This is a genomic window from Paenibacillus sp. FSL K6-2859, from assembly GCF_038008265.1.
In the GTDB taxonomy this organism is placed as follows: domain Bacteria; phylum Bacillota; class Bacilli; order Paenibacillales; family Paenibacillaceae; genus Paenibacillus_AQ; species Paenibacillus_AQ nitricinens.
This window is the reverse complement of sequence record NZ_JBBOYU010000001.1, coordinates 5,877,483-5,899,256: the sequence shown is the minus strand read 5'-3', so window position 1 is coordinate 5,899,256 and position 21,774 is coordinate 5,877,483. Positions and strand designations below refer to the sequence as shown.

Below are 21,774 nucleotides of genomic sequence, written 5' to 3'. Positions count from 1 at the left end.
ATATAATTGCGTTTGTTAGGAGGGAACTTGTTGAGACAAGCTAGTGATTTTACTGAGCCTGCATTAAAGACAGTGTTCGCTAAGGATTTCAAAATTGGCGCAGCCGTCAACCCATTGACGATCCAATCACAGGAGCATTTACTTGCCTATCATTTTAATAGTATCACCGCTGAAAATGAGATGAAGTTTGAAAGTCTGCATCCGCTTGAGGACATTTATAATTTTAAGACGGCAGACCAGCTGGTTGCCTTCGCCCGGAAATATGATATGGCGATGCGTGGACATACCTTGATCTGGCACAACCAGACTACAGATTGGCTGTTTGAGGATAAAAATGGTGGATCTGTAAGTAAAGAAACTTTGCTCTCACGAGTTAAATCACATATTCAGACCGTAGTAGGGCGTTATAAGGAAGATATTTATGCTTGGGATGTTGTCAATGAAGTTATAGCCGATGAAGGAGAAGAGCTTCTTCGCCATTCCAAGTGGCTCGACATTGTGGGCCCGGATTTTATCGCCAAAGCGTTTGAATTCGCCCATGAAGCTGATCCTAAGGCAATATTATTCTACAATGACTATAATGAATCCCATCCACTAAAACGTGACAAAATTTATGAACTGGTGAAGTCACTGCTGGAGCAGGATGTGCCGATCCATGGCGTCGGATTGCAGGCACACTGGAATTTATACGATCCTAGTCTAGATGATATCCGTGCAGCTATTGAGAAATATGCATCCTTAGGACTTCAGCTCCAACTGACAGAGCTGGATGTATCCATGTTCCGTTTCGATGACAAACGTAAGGATCTAAGGGCTGCACCAACTGATATGCTTGAACTGCAGGCAGAACGATATGAAGCGATGTTTGCCCTGCTGAAAGAATACCGTGACGTGATTAGCTCGGTCACGTTCTGGGGAGCAGCAGATGACTATACTTGGCTGGATGATTTCCCTGTTCGTGGACGGAAGAACTGGCCGTTCCTATTCGATGAAGGGCATAAGCCGAAGCCAGCTTTCCATCGAATGATCGCCTCTGAAATGAAATCATAGAGTGGGCAAGCTGCTCAAATAATGAACTGTGAACCCGTCCTTATATCGATTAAGGGCGGGTTATTTATACGTTGATAGATTAGTAGAATAGATCTCAAAGGGCGGATGAAAGTGAGTGTGACAATTAGAACGATTCTGGAAGATTTAATGGGAACTGTGGAACAGATAGATGGAACTGTAGATACTCTAAAGCCGGGGAATCCGGAAACGGTGATTACAGGGATGGTTACGGCATTTTGCGCTACGCAATATGTTGTGGAACGAGCGATTGCTATGAACGCCAATTTGTTGATCACGCATGAAGGGTTGTTTTACAGTCATCATGATCCGAGCGAGTGGTTAGAGAATGACCCTGTTTATCATTCAAAACTGAGTTTAATTGAGCGTTCTGAACTGGCTATTTTTCGTTATCATGATTATTGGCATCGGCATCAACCGGATGGGATCATGGTGGGCTTGCTACGAGAGCTTGAATGGTCAGCCTATGTGGTTGAGCAGCAACCCACTGCAACAATCCTATCGATTCCAGCTATGACGGTAAGTGAAGCGGCTCAGTATATAAAAAGAAAGCTAGGCATCCCCTACGTACGCGTTGCCGGCGATCTATCACAGACATGCAGGCATGTGGGGATATTAGTAGGTTACCGAGGAGGTGGGACGATGGCTATTCCTCTTTTTAATCAGCACAATCTTGATTTAATCATTGCTGGCGAGGGCCCGGAATGGGAAACTCCAGAATATGTGAGGGATGCAGTCCATCAAGGCAGATCAAAAGCGCTGATTATGTTAGGTCATGCGGAAAGTGAAGCTCCAGGAATGAAATATTTAGCTGAAGTTCTGGCACAGAAATATCGAATAATTCCTACTTATTTTATTGCTGAACAACCGATCTATCAGCTAGTGTAGTCCATCGAAATGGAAATGAAGAATAAATTTGCATATTATGGAGAAAATGATGGGAAACTAGGTCACTGAGAAAGGAGTGTTTCAATGGAAATTCCTTTGGAGGCTGATGAAGTGTTAACTCGTATCAAAAAGCTTCAAACCGATGGAAGCTCGATCAGCAAAAAGCAAGTGAAGCAAAGCGACCCTGATCTAATGAGAAGTGCGCTGTTCTTTTTTCCGAGCTGGGAGCATGCATTGAAAAACGCCGATCTGTTGTAGCCATATGATTGTATAAAGAAGCCGAGTGGTTCAGGGATTGATCTCTGATGTCCGCTCGGCTTTTTCTAGATATATTGAGTAAACAAGAGCAAAAGAAAGAGAAAACGAAGTGTATGCTCAATATGAAATGAAAAGCATGGCTTTCAACATTATTTTGCCCACAGCTCAACTTTACAAGAAACCTTACACGGAGTATGATTCATCACATAACTGACAATTACATATGAAGTCCGCTTAATTTCCGTTAAGGAAAGCGGGGGAACCAACAACTGGGAACCAGTGTAACAATCGGTACTAGTTATGGGGTGAATCCTGTTCCGGGTGCATAACATGCAACCTTGCAGGTAGGGCAACTCTCACTGCCCGAATCCGACAGCTAACCTCGTAAGCGTATGGAGAGAGGATGAATGGCGTGTTTAGTGATGAATAGCCACAGAGAATCCCTCTGTGGTTTTTTGCTGCGTTTATAAGCAGATACAGTCGTAGAATTTATTATGAAAGAGGTGTTACCTTTGCCTATCGCTAAACTGAACGGAACTTCGCTCTATTACGAAATCAATGGAACTGGCACTCCGGTTGTGTTTATCCATGGACATGGATTAACACACAGTATGTTCAAACCACAACTGGAGTACTTTTCCGATAAATATAAAGTGATTTTGTGTGATTTACGGGGGAATGGCAAGTCAGGTGAACTCCTAGAGGCCCCTAATGAGATTATTGAAACGCAATGTCTGGACCTGATTATGCTGTTAAATGACCTGGGGGTTCGTGAAGCAGTTTTTGTTGGGATCGCCTATGGCGGTTTAGTCGTGCAACATATTGCCAAACAATATCCTGAGCGTGTAAAAGCAATCGTGGTCGCGGATAGCTTCTGTAGGAGCCACGGATCAACCCTTGTAGGGAAAATACAGCTTATGGCAGCGTATTGCAGCTTGCTAATGTATTATCTCCCAAGCGAGCTGGTGCTGCCTTCGATTCGGATGATGTACCGAGAGCGCTGGAGTCTCGCCTATAATGAGATTAGAAGAGGGCTGCTGGACAAACGCCCACGGGAGTTATATCGGCAAAGGCTGGCCACGAGCCATGTGGATTACACCAGATGCTTAAAAGCTTTTAACCGTCCCGCTTTATGTATTGTAGGGGACTTTAATGAATTTGGAGTGAAGTGTATGAAGGAAATGGTGTCTCAATTGCCGCATGCGCAGTTGGCGATTATCCCGAATGCATTAGATCCGAGTAATCTGTGTCAGCCGGAGCAGTTTAATGCGATTCTTCAACGTTTTTTGGAGAAGCAGCAGGGCACTCAGCAGATTAGCTGATCCTATGAAATTGAGAAAAGAAGGAGTGCTCCCGCAGCCATTGAAATTATGCGGGACACTCCTATTTCATTAGAGCTATAGGGCAGATTTCCCTAAAAAATTGGATTTCAAACCAAAGGCTGACTCAAGGGTAGTGAATGCTACGTGTGAGCCAGCTTTTTTAGTAGCTTCGTATTTTGTACAATGCTGTCTACTGATGTAAGATTAAAGATATTCGACATTAACTATTTAAAGGAGCTGAGTCATGATGTCTCAAGCCGAAACCATAAAATTGACCTCATTATCTTCAAAAGGGGGCTGCGGCTGCAAAATTGGTCCTGCTGATCTCATGCAGGTTATTCGCAGTCTGCCACCAACCGTTCCAAATCCGGATCTACTTGTAGGTCTGGATACCAGTGATGACGCTGGAGTATATCGATTAAGTGATGATCTAGCATTAGTGCAGACTGTTGATTTTTTCACGCCGATCGTGGACGACCCTTATTCCTTTGGGCAAATTGCAGCAGCCAATGCATTAAGTGATATTTATGCTATGGGCGGTAAGCCGCTTACGGTACTTAATATTGTGGCCTTCCCTATTTCTGTTCTGGACAAAAGCATTCTCGGTGACATTTTGCGCGGTGCAGCAGATAAAGTGCAGGAAGCAGGAGCAACACTTGTGGGCGGACATTCCATCGACGATAAAGAGCCTAAATTTGGATTGGCTGTTACGGGCCTTGTGCATCCGGACAAAGTAAGAACGAATGCAGGTGCGCAGGTAGGAGACAAGCTGATTTTGACCAAACCTATCGGTGTGGGCATCTTAACGACTTCTATTAAAAAGGATCAGCTATCCCCAGAAGAAACTACACGCCTTACGACAGTCATGTCTACACTAAATAAAAAAGCGGCTGAAGTCATGGAGCCCTATGATGTACATGCTTGTACAGATGTTACCGGATTTGGGCTGCTGGGACATGCCTCGGAAATGGCAAAAGGGAGCAATCACGGACTGATTATTCGTCAAGGGGATGTACCGATGCTGCCAAGAGTAAGAGAGCTCGCGGAGCAAGGCTTTGTTCCAGGTGGCACTAAGAATAACTTTGCCCATTTGGAGGGCAGTATTCTTTATCCGGAGGAGATGGACCAATTAAGCCGCTATATTCTGTGTGATGCTGTGACTTCTGGTGGATTGCTAATCTCTGTTGCTCCTGAACAAAGTGAGGATTTGCTAAAAGAGTTAGTAGATGCAGGTGTAGAAGCGGCATTGATAGGAGAGGTCACGAAAGAACATCCGGGTCAGATTGCAGTTATAGCTGCGCAATAACGATGGAGTTCAGCTTACAGGCGACCTAAGAAGTTAGCCACCAGAGGAGAGAGCGCATTGTTTCAGGATATTACACTGGAAGAACTAAGAGTGTTAAAGAATAAGAAGCAGATCACCGTTATCGACGTTCGATCTCCTTCTGAATATAAAGATGCGACATTGCCAGAGAGCTTGAACATTCCTTTTTTTGACGATAAGGAACGAGCTGAAGTAGGTACGCTGTATAAACAGACAAGTGTGCAGGCTGCGAAAGAACGCGGTTTGGAGATTGCTGCGGCGAAGCTACCTTCCTTTGTCAAAGAATTTGCTGAGATTCAAGGGGACAAGGCTGTATTCTGCTGGAGGGGAGGTATGCGCAGCCGTACAACTGCGACTGTACTTTCTTTAATGGATATTCACGCTTACCGATTGATTGGCGGCTATAAAGCTTACCGTAAATGGGTACTCGATGAACTGGAGTCCTTTGAATTCAAGACGAAGCCTTATGTAATTCATGGAAATACGGGGACAGGCAAAACAAACCTGCTGCACCGCCTGAAAGCGCAAGGCTACCCCGTTCTGGATTTGGAAGGAATGGCGGGTCACCGCGGTTCTATCTTTGGCGAGATCGGACTTCAGGCAAATAATCAGAAAACGTTCGATAGTCTTCTTTTGGAAGAATTAATTAAGCTTGAGGATGCTCCTTATGTACTGTTTGAAGCAGAGAGCAAGAAGATTGGGAAGGTCGTAATGCCTCCATTTATGACCGAGCAAAAAGAGACCGCAACGCAGATTTGGATTGAACTGCCTTTGCAAGCTAGAGTGCAGCAAATCCTTAAGGATTATCGTCCAGAAGAATATAAAGAACAGTGTATTTCAGCCTTTCGAAGTATCAAATCCCGAATTCATATCCCCATTGCGGCGGAAATCGAACGGTGCTTGCAAGCCGATTTGTTCGGGGAAGCTGTGGCGCTGCTGTTAGAATACTACTATGATCCTAAATATGATTACACGTCTACTCAGTATGAAGGCATTGAGAGAGTTACCTTTAAGGTGAACAATTTAGATGAAGCTGAGACTGCGGTGCGTTCTTTTTTGAAAAATAATCAGGCTTAATAAGCTTTATGTATCGTGATGTATGAGGGGTTTAGAGGAGGCTCAGTACAAATGATCTATTTAGACTATAACGCTACAACACCTGTAGATAAGGAAGTAGCAGAGGTTATGATTCCTTATCTTTATGGTCATTTTGGCAATCCTTCAAGCAGTCATTCTTTGGGGCAAGAAGCTAAACTCGGAATCGAGCAAGCGAGAACACAGGTGGCTAATTTCCTGAATTGTGCGCCGGGAGAGGTGCTTTTCACCAGTGGGGGTAGTGAATCGAATAATACCGTCATCAAGGGAGTCGCCCAAACCTATCGACATAAAGGCAATCACATTATTGTGTCTGCTGTGGAGCATCCTGCGGTAATTAAACCGTGTCAGTATCTGGAGCAGTTGGGCTACACGATTACCTATGTACCTGTTGACGCGTATGGAATGGTGCAGGTAGACGATGTGAAAAAGCAGCTTACAGACCAAACTATACTAGTCTCCATTATGCACTCTAACAACGAAACGGGCACGATTCAGCCGATCAAAGAAATAGCCAAGGTCTGCCACGAACGAGGTGTTCTTGTACATACCGATGCTTCACAGTCCGCTGGAAAAGTAGTACTCGATGTGGCTGAGTTAGGGGTGGATTTTCTAACGCTGGCAGGTCATAAATTATATGCGCCAAAAGGGATTGGAGCACTGTACATCCGAGAGGGCATTCACATCGAACCATTAATTCATGGGGCAGGTCATGAGCAGGGAAGACGAGCAGGTACTGAAAACACACCTTACATTATTGGATTAGGAAAAGCCTGTGAGCTTGCTTCGGACTCTGCTTCCAGAGAACGTGTGAAAGAGATTGCGGATTATTTCTATGATCGATTGCAGGAGGTTTTTGGCGACAACATTCACCTGAACGGTCATAGGCATAAACGATTGCCCAACACACTTAACATTAGCTTTTTAGGAGCGGTGGGTCACGAAGTGATTGCTTCGCTAGAAGATGTGGCTGCCTCAACAGGCTCAGCTTGTCATTCTGGAGAAACATTGATTTCACCTGTTCTAAAGGCAATGAATGTCTCAGCAAGTATTGGGCAGGGAGCGGTTCGTTTTAGTGTGGGACGGTATACGACGAAAACGGAGATCGATGAGGTTATCGGTAAGCTGAAAGGATATTTGTTGTGAATAGATTGCCAGTGGTGGAGTAGCTAATGGCGCTTGTGTGATTCCGGAAAATCTAGAAGTTGAATCTGCATATCGTATATTTTAAAAAAAAGCATCTGTCACTCCTTCAAAAGGATAGGCAGATGCTTTTATTGATTTTAGCGATTATACAATTGTAAAGCCAGCACTTGCATAACCAGTGACTGTATTTACAAGGGTGAGACCTGTGGCAGTAGCTGAGAATACCATAAGCAGACGTGTCTGCGGTGTTACAGCAAAATCGATACCATTTGTAACTCCGCTGACAAACGTACCTAGAGTAATAGCGCCTGTGATAGGTGGCAGTGGTACTATGGCTCCAGGAATAGGAGTGAATGTGTTATTTGGTGTGGCAGATTGGTACAATTGTGCTGTCACAGTTACAGTAGTACCAATAAGTGATAGAGCTATGGTATTACTGAAGTAAGCAGCAAGGGATGTTATCACTCCAGCACGCGGAGTCGAGAATGCAAAGTTGATAAGAGGTCCAAGAACTGTACCTGTCAAATCTATATTCCCGCCAACAAGAGAAATGCCTGTGGCTGAACTTCCGAAGCCAACAAGGCTTGTTGTTCCAACCAAACCACCTAAAATCGTAGTCATAATAATAGGTCCACCGGAAGCCAACGGAATGATTGCACCAGCCCCGGTTGCACCAGTAACGCCAGTAACTCCGGTAACACCCGTAGCTCCCGCAAGCCCAGCCGTACCCGTCGCACCCGTAGCTCCCGCAAGCCCAGCCGTACCCGTCGCACCCGTAGCTCCCGCAAGCCCAGCCGTACCCGTCGCACCCGTAGCTCCCGCAAGCCCAGCCGTACCCGTCGCACCCGTAGCTCCAGCAAGCCCGGCCGTACCCGTCGCACCTGTAGCTCCCGCAAGCCCGGCCGTACCCGTCGCACCTGTAGCTCCAGCAAGCCCGGCCGTACCCGTCGCACCCGTTGGCCCCGCAAGCCCAGCCGTACCCGTCGCACCCGTCGGTCCAGCAAGCCCGGCCGTACCCGTCGCACCCGTCGGTCCAACCAGCCCGGCCGTACCTGTCGCACCCGTCGGCCCCGCAAGCCCGGCCGTACCCGTCACGCCTGTCGGTCCAACCAGCCCGGCCGTACCCGTCACGCCTGTAGCTCCCGCAAGCCCAGCCGTACCTGTCGCACCCGTCGGCCCCGCAAGCCCGGCCGTACCCGTCACGCCTGTCGGTCCAACCAGCCCGGCCGTACCCGTCGCGCCTGTCGGTCCAACCAGCCCGGCCGTACCCGTCGCGCCTGTCGGTCCAACCAGCCCGGCCGTACCCGTCGCACCAGTCGGTCCAGTTGCCCCTGCTCCAGGACCTGTCGGTCCCTGTATTCCTTGCGCTCCTTGTGCTCCTTGAGGTCCTTGAGGTCCTTGAAGTCCCTGAGATCCCTGAGATCCTGGTGCTCCCTGCGCTCCCGTCGCGCCTGTCGCTCCACCAGCAATTAATAAATAATCTGACGAACTACCTGGTGTTCCTTTGGGTCCAGCAACAGTAGCTATATAAGTGCTGCCATTAAAGGTTACTACTTGACCCGCTGGATAAGAAGGACTTTGTGCGGGATTGAAGACTACAATACCTTGCAGTCCTGCACCAGTAGATCCTTGAGGACCCTGGAGTCCTTGAGGACCTTGGAGTCCCTGAGGACCCTGTGGCCCCGTCGCACCCTTAATAGGTAAGCCAAGTGCTTGTGAAATAGAAGCCTGAATATGTCTGATTTGAATGACCAACTGATCTTTGCAATGAGCGTCAATCTTCGTAGCGAGAATAAAAGATAATAACTCGGCTAACAGCTGTTGAAGATTGGTGCCAACGCTTACGACTGAGAAGGGACTGACTTCAGTAGAAACAATGGTTATTTCTACTACAGAAAGAAGCTCCGTTCTAAAAGGGCTGCATATCTTAGCGTCATGCAAGAATTCCATGAGTTCTCTTAACACTCTTTGAAGATTCGTAATATGAAGTGTTGTGGGATTCGTAAGCGCGGGAGGTACCACTGCAGAGAGCTCAGTGACTATTTTTAATAGAGCGGCACACTCCCTTTTTCTAATAGGACTGCTTATTCTTCCTTGCTTGTTTAGGATAGCGTCACCTTTAAAGGGTCTATGATTATGTTCCGACATGTTACTGTATCTCCTCCTTGAGCTTCTCCTCTTCATTCCTTTAAAAATTGGGAACCTGCCCAATCAGCATATTCAGAGAAATGGAAGTTGTTACAGTAATCGCTCTGGAAGTCGATACACATGAACCTACATCAAAAAGGCAAGCCACTGCTAATACGGTAGCTGCCTTTTTGATAGAGTAGTTAATTAACATCGCTCTTCATAATAGCGATTCTTTAATATTAAGGGCAATTACGAGAAACGTTGGCGGAATTCCCGTGGAGTGGTTCCTTCAATACGGACGAAGCTGGAGCTGAAATAAGGCGCTTGATTGAAGCCAACCTCCTCGGCGATCCGGGCAATCGTGTAACTGGTCTGCATCAGCAATAGCTTACTCTGCTGAATTCGGTAGTGCAGCAGGTAATCCATAGGTGCACAGCCGTATTCCTTTTTCATGCAACGAGCGATATATACAGGATGAAAGTTCAGGTTCTCCCCTAGCTGCTGTGCTGTGATACGCTCACGGAAATGACTGCGCAAATAGGAGGCAGCTTGCTCTGCACATATTTTGGAGGGAGAGGGACGCTCATGGCGCAGAGAGGCAGATAATTGCTGGAGAACCTCTTGAAATAACAACTGCTGCTGAAATGGAGTATCGCTCAAATGGGAATTAGGCGCTAGTTGATTCAGCTGCGAGAGCAGTTCTTCCATCTTGGACGGTTGTAACAGAGAGGTATATTGGGGCAGCTGTAAGGTAAAAGTGCGTATATTAAATTCGTCTGAATGAAGAGGATGCTCCACTCTGGTATGTTCTGTCTCTGGTGTTGAAGCTGTAGCCTCGGAAATATTCCAATCGCCCACTGTCTGAAAATGCAGCCAATAATAAGAGGTGTGTTCCTTGCAGCTGTCCGTACTGAAATGATGGCTATCTGGACGAAGAAGCAGTGCCTGACCTGCGCGTACCTGAAAGGTGAGACCTCCTTCATTCATATATAGGCAGCCCTGCTTGACTACAAGCAAGTCAAATACCTTAATATTGTGGCGGCTCATGTGGTAATGCCCTGGTGAGAAGGTGTGCAATCCACTTACGATATAATAGAGCATTGGCGGGACGGTGAAATTAATAATGTTCATGGAGAGATCTCCTTTTATGAGGTTGATATAATGAAATTATTGGTTTGAAATATGTACCATCACCAAAAGTATATCATCTATAATTTAGTCTGACCTAAAGAAGAAATATGCTGTATCTTAGGTCCAATATGCATGTTTGGTTTAAGGGGAGGTTTATTTAGTGAAAAAAGAAAGACAGGGCTTTGGACTATGGGTATTGGCTTGGCCTATATTTATAGAGGTGTTTCTTCAGACCCTGCTAGGTACGGTGGATACACTCATGGTCAGCCGTATTTCAGACGATGCAGTCGCCGTAGTCGGCATTTCCAATCAATTGTTCGGTGCGTTGACCACCCTTTTTACCACCTTTGCGGGCGGGGCGGGGATCCTGATCGCGCAAAGAATGGGTTCAAAACGTTTCAGCGAAGCACGTACGATTGCAATTATGGGCGTATCGGTTAGTCTCATTCTTGGTATTGTCGTGAGTATCATCCTGTTCTTCTATGCGGGTCCAATAGCGGGGATTCTAAATATTTCGCCTGAGCTATTATCACTGTCCAATATTTATATCTCGTATGTCGGTGGCGGTCTATTTTTGGTGGGGATGATTGCTTCCCTTGGAACAGCGATTCGTAATACAGGGAACACCAGAGGTCCAATGTACACAGGGGTCATCATAAATGTCATTCACATTATTCTGAACTATACCTTTATATTCGGGATGTTCGGTCTGCCACAGCTAGGGCTTGCGGGAATCGCAATCTCAAGTATTATTAGTAGACTGGTCGGAGTGATCATGCTGTATACCATGTTTAGAGGTTCCTTCGAGATTAAGATTAGACTTAGGGATTTCCGTATATTCAACGGCAAGCTATTCAAGGAAATTATAAAGATTGCTTGGCCACTTGGAATTAATTCTTCCTGCTGGGTGTTCTCGCAGTTGATTGTCTATTCCTTTCTAGCCGCACTGGGGGCAGAAGCGTTAGCCGCACGGACTTATCTCAATACCTTAGAATCCTTTTGCTTCACGTTAGGTTATGCAATCGCTCTGGCTGGACAGATACAGATCGCGCATTTGTTCGGGGCAGGGAAGCTGAAGGAGGCTTATCGTAGTGCATATCGCACGCTGTATATCGGCTTGGCTATTGTATCAGCGAACATGTTACTGCTATTTCTTTTCGGCAGGAATCTACTAGGTTATTTCACTTCCGACCCGCGGATTATTGCGATTGGGATTTCTCTACTGGCTCTAAATCTCCTACTCCAACCTTGCAAAATGCTGAACATGGGCATGGGTAATGCGCTGAACGCCATCGGTGATACCCGTTATACGATGTATACTTCTATCGTGTCTATGTCCATTATTGGAGTTGGTTGTTCCTATTGGTTTGGAATCAGCTTAGGCTGGGGGCTCACAGGGATCTACTGCTGTATGATTGCTGATGAGTTTGTGCGGGGGATGCTTGTTCTAATGCGCTGGAGAGGTAGGAAAGTTCTCCGTCAGGCGGATATTTTAAAAAACGAAGAGAATGCATCTATTCACAGAGGGAGTAAAAGAAGGGCCTCCCTTAGCATTTAAGGAATGAATAGAATACAGAAAGCGATTTGCCTGTGGTTTTTTGGAGAAAGAGGTGATCTTATGAGTAGAACTTATTACTTTGAGATAACCTCTTTTTTCTGAGAATATATAGGATTAATTTATATTAAGTTTGATTCAAAGGGATAAATGAGTTAGCCTTTAGAGCATGGGTAGCTGTTTTAGGAATACATACTATTGAAGGGTTTGAGAAAAATGCCGTTAAAATGGAGAGGCTTGACGATCCTAGTACTGCTCTTAATGATGATATTAATATCGGGATGTTCTAATGGTACAGTTCACGTCACGGTGAATAAGAATAAAAGCGTAGATTTAGCAATGAATGTGAAATTGGATTCCCGAACAGAAGCATTGATCAGCGATAAAATGGAGAAGAGTCTGACAGATAAATTGAAGGAGGATGGGATTCAGCTAGAAAAACGACAAGAAGGTAAGTCTACAGTCTATGAAATCCAGAAAAATTACGCTTCATTTGAGGATATAGGTTCAACCTCTATGGGGTTGGATATTGTGGATCTACAGCTCGTTACTAAAAAGAATTTGTTATATACCACGTATGATGTTGAGGCGCAGCCTCAATTTAATAGCTATATGGATACCATTATGGATAACATGGGAACATTGAGTTTATCGAAGCCGATTATTCGGGCGGTGCTGAAAAACTTGGCATTTGATTTTAAACTAACGTTGCCAATAGATCTAATTGGTGATAATAATGCAGCTGTTGATGAAGGCAGAACACTTAGTTGGAATGTTACGCTTGGGGATACAGAGCCAATCAAAATGCAGGTTTATGTGCCGAACGTATGGAATATTGTGATCGTGATAATCATCCTAGTAGTGGTGATCATTGCTGCAATTCTATTGTTCGTCAGAAAAAGAAAACACCGTAAAGTAAATCGTGCTTAAGTGAGTCGAGATACGTATTGATAGTGCCGGGAAGCCATGCTGCTTTACCGGCTTTCTTTACTTTATAGCAGGTGTAGAGTTATAATTAGTACCAAGTACTAATATTAGATACTAATTGAAGAGGTGATTGGAATGACAGGTGCAAAAATTACAGCTATCGGAACTTATGTCCCGGCAAAAAGATTGACGAATGCCGATCTTGAGCAGATGGTGGATACTAATAATGAGTGGATTGTTCAGCGGACTGGAATTCGTGAACGCAGAATTAGTCGAGAGGATGAATACACAAGTGATTTATGTGTAGCTGCAGTACAGGACCTAATGAAACGTTATGGAAAAAGCGTTCAGGATGTCGACATGGTCTTGGTAGCTACTAGTACACCTGATTTTTCCTTTCCCTCTGTAGCTTCTTTGATTCAAGACCGTTTAAATATTCCACAGACTGCTGGAGCTATAGATTTGAGCGCAGCCTGTGCGGGTTTTGTATATGGGCTTCATACGGCTCATAGCTATGTCGCTTCAGGGATGCACCGTAAGGTTCTAGTGATTGGTGCGGATACGATCTCCAAGATTACCGATTACACTGATCGAAGTACATGTATCCTTTTTGGTGATGGAGCTGGGGCAGTGCTTGTGGAGAGTGATAAGGAATCGACGGGATTTTTAGGCTTTCAGCTAGCTAGTGATGGCAGCGGGGGGCATCATGTGTATCGCACAGGTCTAGCCCATACGGTTAACAATATTGAACTGGTAGACACACAGATGCTGGTACAGAACGGGCGCGAGGTGTTTCGCTGGGCGGTTAGAACCGTCCCTCTTGGTATACAGCAGTTGCTTAAAAAAGCAGCAGTGGGTCTGGAACAAGTCGACTGGTTTATTCCACACAGCGCGAATATGCGGATGATTGAGCCGATTTGCGAGCGATTGAACTATCCGATGGAGCAAGTGCTGCATAGTCTTGTGAATTTTGGCAATACTTCTGCCGCTACAATTCCTTTAGCCCTTGATTTGGGGATACGTGATGGCAAAGTAAAGAATGGGCAAAAGATTCTAATGTATGGCTTTGGCGCGGGATTGACCCAGGCGGGTCAACTGGTAGAGCTGAACTTAGATGAGCGGGTAGGGGAGCCAACTTCATTGTGAGTTGTTCAGGTAAACATAAAATATAAAAGATTGTAAACATGCGACCGTTTCTCGGTATTTTTCCGAGGGATGGTCGTTTTTGTTTCGTTACTAAAAGTATTTTTGGGCATGTGTTATGCATGTATTTGGCTACTGTTATGATCATATTGGTCTGATAGTATGCAGATGTTATTCATTTGATAGGCGACTTTTGGGATTGAGTTAGGCGTTTTGACCCATATCACAGTCTTTGGATGCATCTTTTGAATTTTACAGATATTTAATGTTATGCAAATAATCCATACCTACAATATACACAGCAGACCCCAGGCTACCAAATAATAGTATGGGATGTACTTTGAATCGGATGAAGAAAGGAGGCGTTATCGAATATATCCGGGATAGGGTAGCTAGCTCTTCTGTCGATGGTGAGTTCTCATGTGATTCAAAACTATAAAATAATGCTTGGGAGAGATGATTTTGTTCAGAAAAGGTAGGAAATTTGTTGCATTATTACTGGCACTCACAGTGATTTGTTCCACAATGCCGAATATCACCCCTGTGTTTGCAGCTGAAGAATCTGAGATTCTATCTGTAGATCAACCAACGACTTCTGTATCGACCGGCCGATATGAAGAAGTACAAACGATCCACCTTACAACTGCAACGCAGAATGCTGACGTTTACTATACACTCGACGGCACGCTTCCGGATATTAATAGTTTGAAATATAACGGGCCGATCCTAATTTCCAAAACAACAAATTTGTCAGCCATTGCGATCAAAAATGGCGTGGCAAGTAAAGGAGTAACCTTCTCTTATATCATCAAGACCAAAGAAAAGCCCTTGCTCCAGTTTGTAGCGATGTCAGACGTACATGTAGGCTCACATGCTTCAGCGGATGCCCGTTATACCCAATTCTTTGATACGATAGGGTCGATTTTCCCGAACCCGGATGCAATACTCGTCGTTGGCGATATGATTAATGATAATGGGAATGACAAGCCCAATGATCATGTGATGGTTCGAGAAATTTTTGAGCAAAATTTAGCTAGAAAGCAGTGGAATAACACCCAAATCCGGATGGCTATAGGCAACCACGATTCCACCGTTGCTAAAGTCAACGAACATTATCCTGCGGACTGGTTCACAAGCCAGCCGAATGGCTACTATGAATCTGAAATCGGTGGCTATCATTTCATATTTTTAAACGGGAACAATTACAACTCAGATACAGGTCAGCGTAATTGGCTAAAGGGTAGACTTGCAGAACTCACAGCTGATCCGAAAAATCAGAATACCCCCATCTTCGTGAATGTGCACCAGCCTATATCGAATACGGTAATGGATGGGCAACAGGCATCCAATCCTAATCTTTATACGGATCTCAAAGACTATCCTCAAGTGATTACCTTCTCAGGACATTCCCATCTGAATATTAGTGATGATCGCTCCATTTACCAGAAGGATTTCACTTCAGTTAACCTTGGCTCCATGTCTTACATTGAATCCGATCGAGGCTACTCCCAAGTGACTAAGAAGGGACTTGAAGGACGTTTTGAATTTCCTGTCAGTCAGGCCGACTTCGTTGAGGTATATGCGGATCGGGTTGAAGTGGATCGTATTGCGTTTAACGCAGATCCTGGAGATATCTACACAGACGGTAAATGGACGGCTGAGCCGCAGCCTTCATTCAACAGTGCGGGTACAGTTGCTGGAGAGAAGTGGGTCATTCAGCTAAAAGGCTCAACGAATGAAGCTATGAAGAGCAATTTCAAGTACACTACGGCTAATCGTAATAAGGTTGCTCCAGTATTCAATAGTGAACTCGGCATAACGAATCAGGATACGGTACCTTTACTTTCCTTTAAGCAAGCGAAAGATGATCAATCTATGCATCATTATGAAATCAATGTCATCGATAAAAGGTCTGGAGTCAGCAGCAAATCTGTAAATGTATTCTCTGACTATTACTTTTCCCCGATTCCGAATGTAATGAATATTCCACTCGAAGGACTTGCTCCTCAAACTTCATACATTGTTCAAGTGACAGCTGTGGATGCCTACGGGAATCGCTCTGCAACGCTAGAGCAATCGTTCACAGCCGGCAATGAAGGACCTGAACTGACGCCAATTGATCCATCGACCATGTGGAAGGATCTAGTTGTCGATATGAAATTGGATGGTAACCTATCCGATGAAGCTAAAGACGTGACAGGGCTAGCAAGTCTAGCAGGCAATGTAACGTATGTCGATGGTAAAGCCAATAAAGCTGCGCTCATTGCAGCGGGTAATAGTAATTATATTGATTTGGGCAGGCGTGATGATTTGAAATTCGGAGCAGGAAGCTTCACCGTGTCTTTCTGGCACAAAGGCAATCTTTCCGGGGATCAGACTATCCTTTCCAATAAAAACTGGAATAGTGGAAGTAACCTAGGCTGGTATATTGGACCTGCCTCCACCAATGGTATGACCTTAAATATTAGTGATGGAACGAAAAGAGCGGATATTACAGCATCAAGTGTAGGAATGGAGTGGCATCTCTTTACCATTACAGCGGACAGAACAAACAACTTAGCAAAAGTTTATGTAGATGGGACGGAGAAGGCATCGGGGAGTATTGCCTCGCTTGGTACTCAAAGTGTAGATACAACCTTTAACACGCTGATTGGTGTGGATGGCAACAAAGGAAATGGCGGAGCAACGATTACCATAGATGATCTGAGAATTTGGAAGAGATCTCTCACAGCCACGGAAAACAAAGCATTGTCGGATTCCTATAAGGGTGTTCAGCTTTTTACCTTTGAACAGCTCACTACATTAATTCATGACGCTACATCCTTTCAACAGAACAGCGATAAAGTCAGTGGTGTATCTTACCCGAAAGACCAGCTGGGCGAGCTTGCAAGCCAACTTCAGAAAGCCAGACAACTGACGGCAAGTAATAGCCCAACCGAAATTGACCTTGCTTATGTCGAGCTTCAGTGGGTCTATAAAAAAATACAACAGGCAGCAATATATTCCTTTATTCCTAAGAACGCATTCACTATCGACTCCTTTAGTTCTTATGCGGACAATGAAAATGCCAATGCTGCGAACATCCTTGATAACGATACGGCTACGATTTGGCATTCCAAATGGCAGGAGCCTGTCGCTTCATTTCCACATTGGGTCATTATCGACATGAAGGGTAGTAAGAACTTAACTGGTATTGGGCGCACTAGCCGCTTAAGTCAGACGGCTCTGGAATTTCCAAAGGATTTTGAACTCTACGCCTCGGATCAATTATCGGATTTGACCGATCCGGTGTACCTGAGTAATCCGGCGAATAAAGCGAGCGGCACATTCCAGAAAACCTGGAAAGGCACGAGCTATCAAGATTTCAATAGGCTGGATAAAGCGATACAAGGCAGATATGTGAAATTTGTTGTCACGAGCACCTATAACCCAACCGTTTTATTCACCAGTATGAGTGAGATCGATTTTACCGGTAGCTCAGTATTCTCTGCGGACGCACTTCTACAGATGTCCTTCGAGAATAATTTGGAGGATCAATCTGTAAATGCTATACCGGCAACACCGGTTAAAGATCCACAGTTCGTGAAAGGTCGCGTCGGACAAGCCTTGAGTATCGATTCCAAGAGTTCAGCGCTGCAATATGTTGATCTTGGCAAACCAATAAGTCTGCAATTCGGCAAGGACAAGAACTTCTCGTTCGCATTTTGGGTTAAATCACCTTCTGTCTCAGGAGACCCTGCGATTCTATCCAATAAGAATTGGGATTCTGGTGCAAATGTAGGTTATGCCTTAGCGCTGAAGGGAAGTGCACTTCAATGGAACTTCAATACATCCGGCGAATCGCGTGCAGATGCCCAAATTCCAAATGTTGTAGATGGCACCTGGCATCATATCGCCATATCGCATGATCGTGCTTCAGGGCGAGTTGATTTTTATAAAGATGGTGTTCCTGTAAATGTGACCAAAGTTAATGGCTCGAACTATCAGGGGATCGCAAGTACCATGACGATTGCAGGTCGAAAGGGTACGCTGGATACAGGATTGTCAACCATGATCGGAAATGATGGTACAGGCAATTACAGCAATGCGCTGCAAGTACAGCTTGATGAGCTTCATATGTATGGAAGAGCATTAACCGCTCAGGAAGTTTCTAATATGTATAACAGTGCTCCGCCGCTTGCTTCCATTGAGGATTTTTCAGGTTCATTAAATCTGATCGGAGCTAAGCACACGATTCAAGGTACGCAATTCCGATATAACCTAGATCTGCGTACACCTGATATGACGACTAAAGTGGACAAAGCTGTCGTTGAGATAGCCTATGATCCAGCACAATTCGAATTTGTCAGCGCATCTCGCGCAACGAAGACAGACACTTCGACCCTTGGTATCGTTAGACTAGAACTGCCAGGGGGTAATGTCTATAACATCGAGAATCCGCTGGAGTATGCGAAATCCAGAATTTCGGAGCTTAAATTCAATACGCTTGGTGCTTCCGGCCAAGGTATCATCGAAGTAAAGCATGCAGATTTCTATACCGGATCAACAAAACTAACGATTAAGGCATTTGAATCGGTGCCTGCCGTTATTCAGATCCATGCCAAAGCTTCCGAAGATCTTAATGAAGATGGTTATGTTACGATAGGTGACCTTGCACTTGCGAAAGGCATTTCGGATAAAGAGTTAACAGATATTGCAGCCGAGGTCCAATACCAGCCCTATAAACGTGTAGTAGTTATCGGGATTGATGGTGGAGGTGTATCCGTCTCAAAAGATGCTCCTTATTGGGAGACACCTAGCTCCAAGAAAGAAAAGGTAGGCGATCGTCTGCAAATTCCAGCCATTCGCAATATTATCGAGCATGGAGCCATTAGCTATACGGCCAAAACCACGTTACCATCCAGCTCGTCTCCAAACTGGGGCTCGATGATTAATGGTGTCGGTTATGAGAAGCATGGTCTATATAATGACGATACCGCAGCCTACACGTACAGTGAATCATGGGACTACCCAACGGTATTCAAAAAAATAAGAGAGGCATTACCTGCTACGAAACAAACGGTGTTCTCTACATGGAGCAACATTGTGCAGGGGCATATTGAACCTTCTGTTGGTGTTGAAGGCTATTCCTTGGGGGATGAAGAGGATGTAGCGGCATTCACGCAATACGCAGCTAGCGGCAAAGCGAAAGATACCTCGTTAATTTTCTTCCAATTGGATGATATGGATGGGGCTGGCCACGGTGAAGGGTTCTATACGAAGGCGTACTATGAACAACTAAAGAAGACGGACAAGAATGTTCAGACTATTTATGATGCTTTAAAGAACAATGATTTGCTGGAAGACACGCTTATCCTCATGCTGCCTGACCATGGTGGGGGCAAAGAGAATGCAGACGGAACTTTGGGTATGGCAACAAGTCACGGGCAAGATGAGCCCCTTGCCACCACAATCTTCTTCGCAGCGAATGGTAGAACGGTAGCCACCGAAGCAGGCAAGGAAAAATTATTGCAAGGTGGGAATACAAGAGACTTGGCTGCAACGGTGCTAACTGCACTTGGCTTGAATCCGGCCATTGGAGATTCTCATGTCATTGACGGTATGTTCATACCGCAGACCGAGCAGAAACAATCGGGTGCTGCAGATTTACAATTCACGAAAGTAGTGGATGCTGCTACACAACAGCTCAAAGGTTATGAAGTATCGATCAACAATGCTATTTCAGATGTGACAGCCATCGATTTGAACATAGACGCTAGTACCCTTAACTTCTCATCGATTGAACCGGCTCAACCAGGTGTTAAGATGGTTCGTAAAGAGACGGTTAATGGAGCGACAAGAATCATTCTAACGTCAACAAATGGCATTCAAGCAAATGCTCCTATTGTTAAGCTAGAAGTAACACCGCAAGAAAAGGCTACTGCTGTACAAATTACGCAAGCGATGATTGCAGATGCGAAAGGGCATGAAATGATGCCGAATTTGACCACTGCAACTAAAGAAGTACAGATCTCTCAGGCAACACTAGTAGATCTTCAGATAAATGGTCAATCGTTGATGGGCTTCACACCGGATCAAATGAATTATTCGGTTCGTGTACCTAATAATGTTTCGGTCGCAGAGGTTACTTATAAGGTGGCAGATCCTTTGCTAAGTGTTCATGTCATGGGTGGTAAATCTCTGCAAGTAGGCGAGAATCTTGTGGAAGTGCATGTTCAAGCTCCAGACGGCAGCTCGAATATGTATACGATTATCGTCATCCGTGAGTCAGAATCCTTACCTAACCAAATTCTGCTGTCCGATCTACGAATGAATGGGGAAACTCTGCCAGCTTTTGCACCTAGTACGTTGAACTATAACGTAACGGTTCCCTATAGTACGTCGGTAACGGATATTACCTATACGGCATACGATCCGACTAGCGTAGTTAAGATTACAGGTAGTGGAGATTTACATGTCGGCACTAATATGATCACCGTAACTGTGACAGCTCAAGATGGAACCAAACAGATTTACACAATTACTGTTATGCGCAAAAATGATACGTCGACAACACCACCAACGGGTGGGGGGAACCCAGGATCAAGCGTTACGCCGCCAGTGGTGGTGAAGCCGGAGCTGCCCGCAGGGGCGGTTGTTATCCCAGATGAACTCTTAACGAAGAGTGCTGAAGGAAACATCATCTTACAGCTTCAAGGAGATAAGAATCAAGTAATGATTCCGATCGATCAACTTGATCAGATCGGCAATAGGGATCTAGAGATACAAGTGAATGGGGTTCGTGCCATTATGTCCTCCAAAGTATTGAACGAGCTTCGTAAGCTTCTGCCATCAACTGCGAAGACAGCAACAATACTTTTGAAGATGGAAGCTATTCAATCAAATCAACTAACAATAACTCCACCGTATTCACGGGTTGGTGACATCATGGACTTCTCATTAATCATGTCAGATGAGTCTGGTAATAAATATTCACTGAAACAATTCCCTATACCCGTGAAGATAACACTACCGATTCTGAATGGAACCAATCCAGCTCTAGCTGGTATTTATCGTATTGAGGACAATGGGAACTTTACCTATCTAGGTGGGACGATGAATCCGTCCAAAACCAGTCTTACCGTAGATTTGAATCATTTTAGCCAATACGTAGTTCTTTCGTTCCAAAGCAGCTATCGAGATGTACCTGAAAGTCACTGGGCATACAAGACCATTCAGGAACTATCTGCTAAACAAATTGTGAAGGGACAATCTGACTCTATGTTTAACCCATCGGGTTCCATCACAAGAGCGGAATATGCAGCTCTCCTAAGCAGAGCGCTTTCCTTAACTGCGAGTCGTCCGACTTCATTCCAAGATGTAGACGCTGGATCGTGGTATGAAGAGGCGGTCAGTGCAACCTTTGAAGCAGGTATTATTCAAGGCGTATCCGAGGATCGTTTTGACCCGAATCAACAGATTACCCGCGAGGAAATGGCGGCTATGCTTGTAAGAGCCTATGCATATCGTACGGGCGTTAAGCCGGAAGTAAGTTCATTCCATGCGACTAAGGACAGCTCTAAAGTTAGTTCTTGGGCGGTAACCTATGTACAAGGTGCGCTAGAAGCTAAGCTTCTGTCAGGTCATCAGGATGGTAACTTCCTTCCGCAATCGATGACAACCCATGCCGAGGCAGCTCAGAGTATTTCAAATCTACTTGCGAAATTCTAAAATGAAATGGTAAGCTCCCTAAATGAAAAATCCCCTCAAGTTAGACAATGCCTTAGACCTCTTATCGAGGTCTGAGG

Annotated in this window: 14 protein-coding genes and 1 riboswitch; of the genes, 11 read left to right on the top strand and 3 right to left on the bottom strand. The window is 45.0% G+C overall.

Annotated elements, in window-relative coordinates:
• The first annotated feature begins 30 nt into the window (after positions 1 to 30).
• The 7 genes from MHB64_RS26250 (at position 31) to MHB64_RS26220 (ending at position 7,101) form a co-directional block, all read left to right on the top strand.
• Entirely contained in the window at positions 31 to 1,050 is a 1,020-nt protein-coding gene (locus tag MHB64_RS26250; protein WP_094871803.1) for an endo-1,4-beta-xylanase, read from the top strand.
• 111 nt (positions 1,051 to 1,161) lie between these two features.
• Positions 1,162 to 1,956, top strand: coding sequence for a Nif3-like dinuclear metal center hexameric protein (locus MHB64_RS26245; RefSeq protein ID WP_179281655.1), 795 nt, complete (start codon positions 1,162 to 1,164; stop codon positions 1,954 to 1,956).
• Between the two features lie 84 nt (positions 1,957 to 2,040).
• Positions 2,041 to 2,214, top strand: coding sequence for a hypothetical protein (locus tag MHB64_RS26240; RefSeq protein ID WP_179281654.1), 174 nt, complete (start codon positions 2,041 to 2,043; stop codon positions 2,212 to 2,214).
• A gap of 221 nt (positions 2,215 to 2,435) precedes the next feature.
• Positions 2,436 to 2,621, top strand: a riboswitch (cyclic di-AMP (ydaO/yuaA leader).
• Positions 2,622 to 2,726: 105 nt separating this feature from the next.
• The gene (locus tag MHB64_RS26235) at positions 2,727 to 3,536 is read left to right on the top strand and encodes an alpha/beta fold hydrolase (protein WP_341135709.1); all 810 of its coding nucleotides are present in this window, start codon (positions 2,727 to 2,729) and stop codon (positions 3,534 to 3,536) included.
• Between the two features lie 247 nt (positions 3,537 to 3,783).
• Positions 3,784 to 4,842 (top strand): selenide, water dikinase SelD, encoded by a 1,059-nt coding sequence (gene selD, locus MHB64_RS26230; protein WP_094871799.1) that lies wholly within the window; start codon positions 3,784 to 3,786, stop codon positions 4,840 to 4,842.
• A gap of 57 nt (positions 4,843 to 4,899) precedes the next feature.
• Positions 4,900 to 5,937 (top strand): tRNA 2-selenouridine(34) synthase MnmH, encoded by a 1,038-nt coding sequence (gene mnmH / locus MHB64_RS26225; protein WP_341135708.1) that lies wholly within the window; start codon positions 4,900 to 4,902, stop codon positions 5,935 to 5,937.
• 51 nt (positions 5,938 to 5,988) lie between these two features.
• Entirely contained in the window at positions 5,989 to 7,101 is a 1,113-nt protein-coding gene (locus MHB64_RS26220) for a cysteine desulfurase family protein (RefSeq protein WP_341135707.1), read from the top strand.
• Between the two features lie 144 nt (positions 7,102 to 7,245).
• Here the strand turns inward: MHB64_RS26220 and MHB64_RS26215 are convergent, their stop codons facing one another.
• The 3 genes from MHB64_RS26215 to MHB64_RS26205 are packed head-to-tail and all read right to left on the bottom strand — an operon-like array spanning position 7,246 to position 10,362.
• On the bottom strand, positions 7,246 to 9,249 hold the full coding sequence (locus MHB64_RS26215; protein ID WP_341135706.1) for an exosporium glycoprotein BclB-related protein: 2,004 nt from the start codon (positions 9,247 to 9,249) through the stop codon (positions 7,246 to 7,248).
• 40 nt (positions 9,250 to 9,289) lie between these two features.
• Positions 9,290 to 9,442 carry a hypothetical protein gene (locus MHB64_RS26210; RefSeq protein ID WP_341135705.1) on the bottom strand — a complete coding sequence of 51 codons (153 nt, stop codon included), beginning with the start codon at positions 9,440 to 9,442 and terminating at the stop codon, positions 9,290 to 9,292.
• Between the two features lie 38 nt (positions 9,443 to 9,480).
• Positions 9,481 to 10,362: a helix-turn-helix transcriptional regulator gene (locus MHB64_RS26205; protein ID WP_094873952.1), complete on the bottom strand. Its 882-nt coding sequence runs from the start codon at positions 10,360 to 10,362 to the stop codon at positions 9,481 to 9,483.
• Between the two features lie 160 nt (positions 10,363 to 10,522).
• On the opposite strand from MHB64_RS26205, the gene MHB64_RS26200 reads away from it, so the two are divergent.
• From MHB64_RS26200 to MHB64_RS26185, 4 genes are all read left to right on the top strand, one after another.
• On the top strand, positions 10,523 to 11,920 hold the full coding sequence (locus MHB64_RS26200; RefSeq protein WP_341135704.1) for an MATE family efflux transporter: 1,398 nt from the start codon (positions 10,523 to 10,525) through the stop codon (positions 11,918 to 11,920).
• 213 nt (positions 11,921 to 12,133) lie between these two features.
• Positions 12,134 to 12,847: a DUF3153 domain-containing protein gene (locus tag MHB64_RS26195; RefSeq protein ID WP_094873948.1), complete on the top strand. Its 714-nt coding sequence runs from the start codon at positions 12,134 to 12,136 to the stop codon at positions 12,845 to 12,847.
• 132 nt (positions 12,848 to 12,979) lie between these two features.
• A complete protein-coding gene (locus MHB64_RS26190) occupies positions 12,980 to 13,990 on the top strand; it encodes a ketoacyl-ACP synthase III (RefSeq protein WP_094873946.1) in 1,011 nt (336 codons plus the stop codon).
• A 459-nt stretch (positions 13,991 to 14,449) separates the two neighbouring features.
• The gene (locus tag MHB64_RS26185) at positions 14,450 to 21,697 is read left to right on the top strand and encodes an S-layer homology domain-containing protein (protein WP_341135703.1); all 7,248 of its coding nucleotides are present in this window, start codon (positions 14,450 to 14,452) and stop codon (positions 21,695 to 21,697) included.
• Positions 21,698 to 21,774 lie beyond the last annotated feature (77 nt).

Bases quoted from the DNA above. Each gene is read 5' to 3' on its own strand.
- MHB64_RS26240 (WP_179281654.1), top strand. From the start codon at position 2,041: ATGGAAATTCCTTTGGAGGCTGATGAAGTGTTAACTCGTATCAAAAAG.
- selD (WP_094871799.1), top strand. From the start codon at position 3,784: ATGTCTCAAGCCGAAACCATAAAATTGACCTCATTATCTTCAAAAGGG.
- MHB64_RS26220 (WP_341135707.1), top strand. From the start codon at position 5,989: ATGATCTATTTAGACTATAACGCTACAACACCTGTAGATAAGGAAGTA.
- MHB64_RS26215 (WP_341135706.1), bottom strand. From the start codon at position 9,249: ATGTCGGAACATAATCATAGACCCTTTAAAGGTGACGCTATCCTAAAC.
- MHB64_RS26210 (WP_341135705.1), bottom strand. From the start codon at position 9,442: ATGTTAATTAACTACTCTATCAAAAAGGCAGCTACCGTATTAGCAGTG.
- MHB64_RS26205 (WP_094873952.1), bottom strand. From the start codon at position 10,362: ATGAACATTATTAATTTCACCGTCCCGCCAATGCTCTATTATATCGTA.
- MHB64_RS26195 (WP_094873948.1), top strand. From the start codon at position 12,134: ATGCCGTTAAAATGGAGAGGCTTGACGATCCTAGTACTGCTCTTAATG.
- MHB64_RS26190 (WP_094873946.1), top strand. From the start codon at position 12,980: ATGACAGGTGCAAAAATTACAGCTATCGGAACTTATGTCCCGGCAAAA.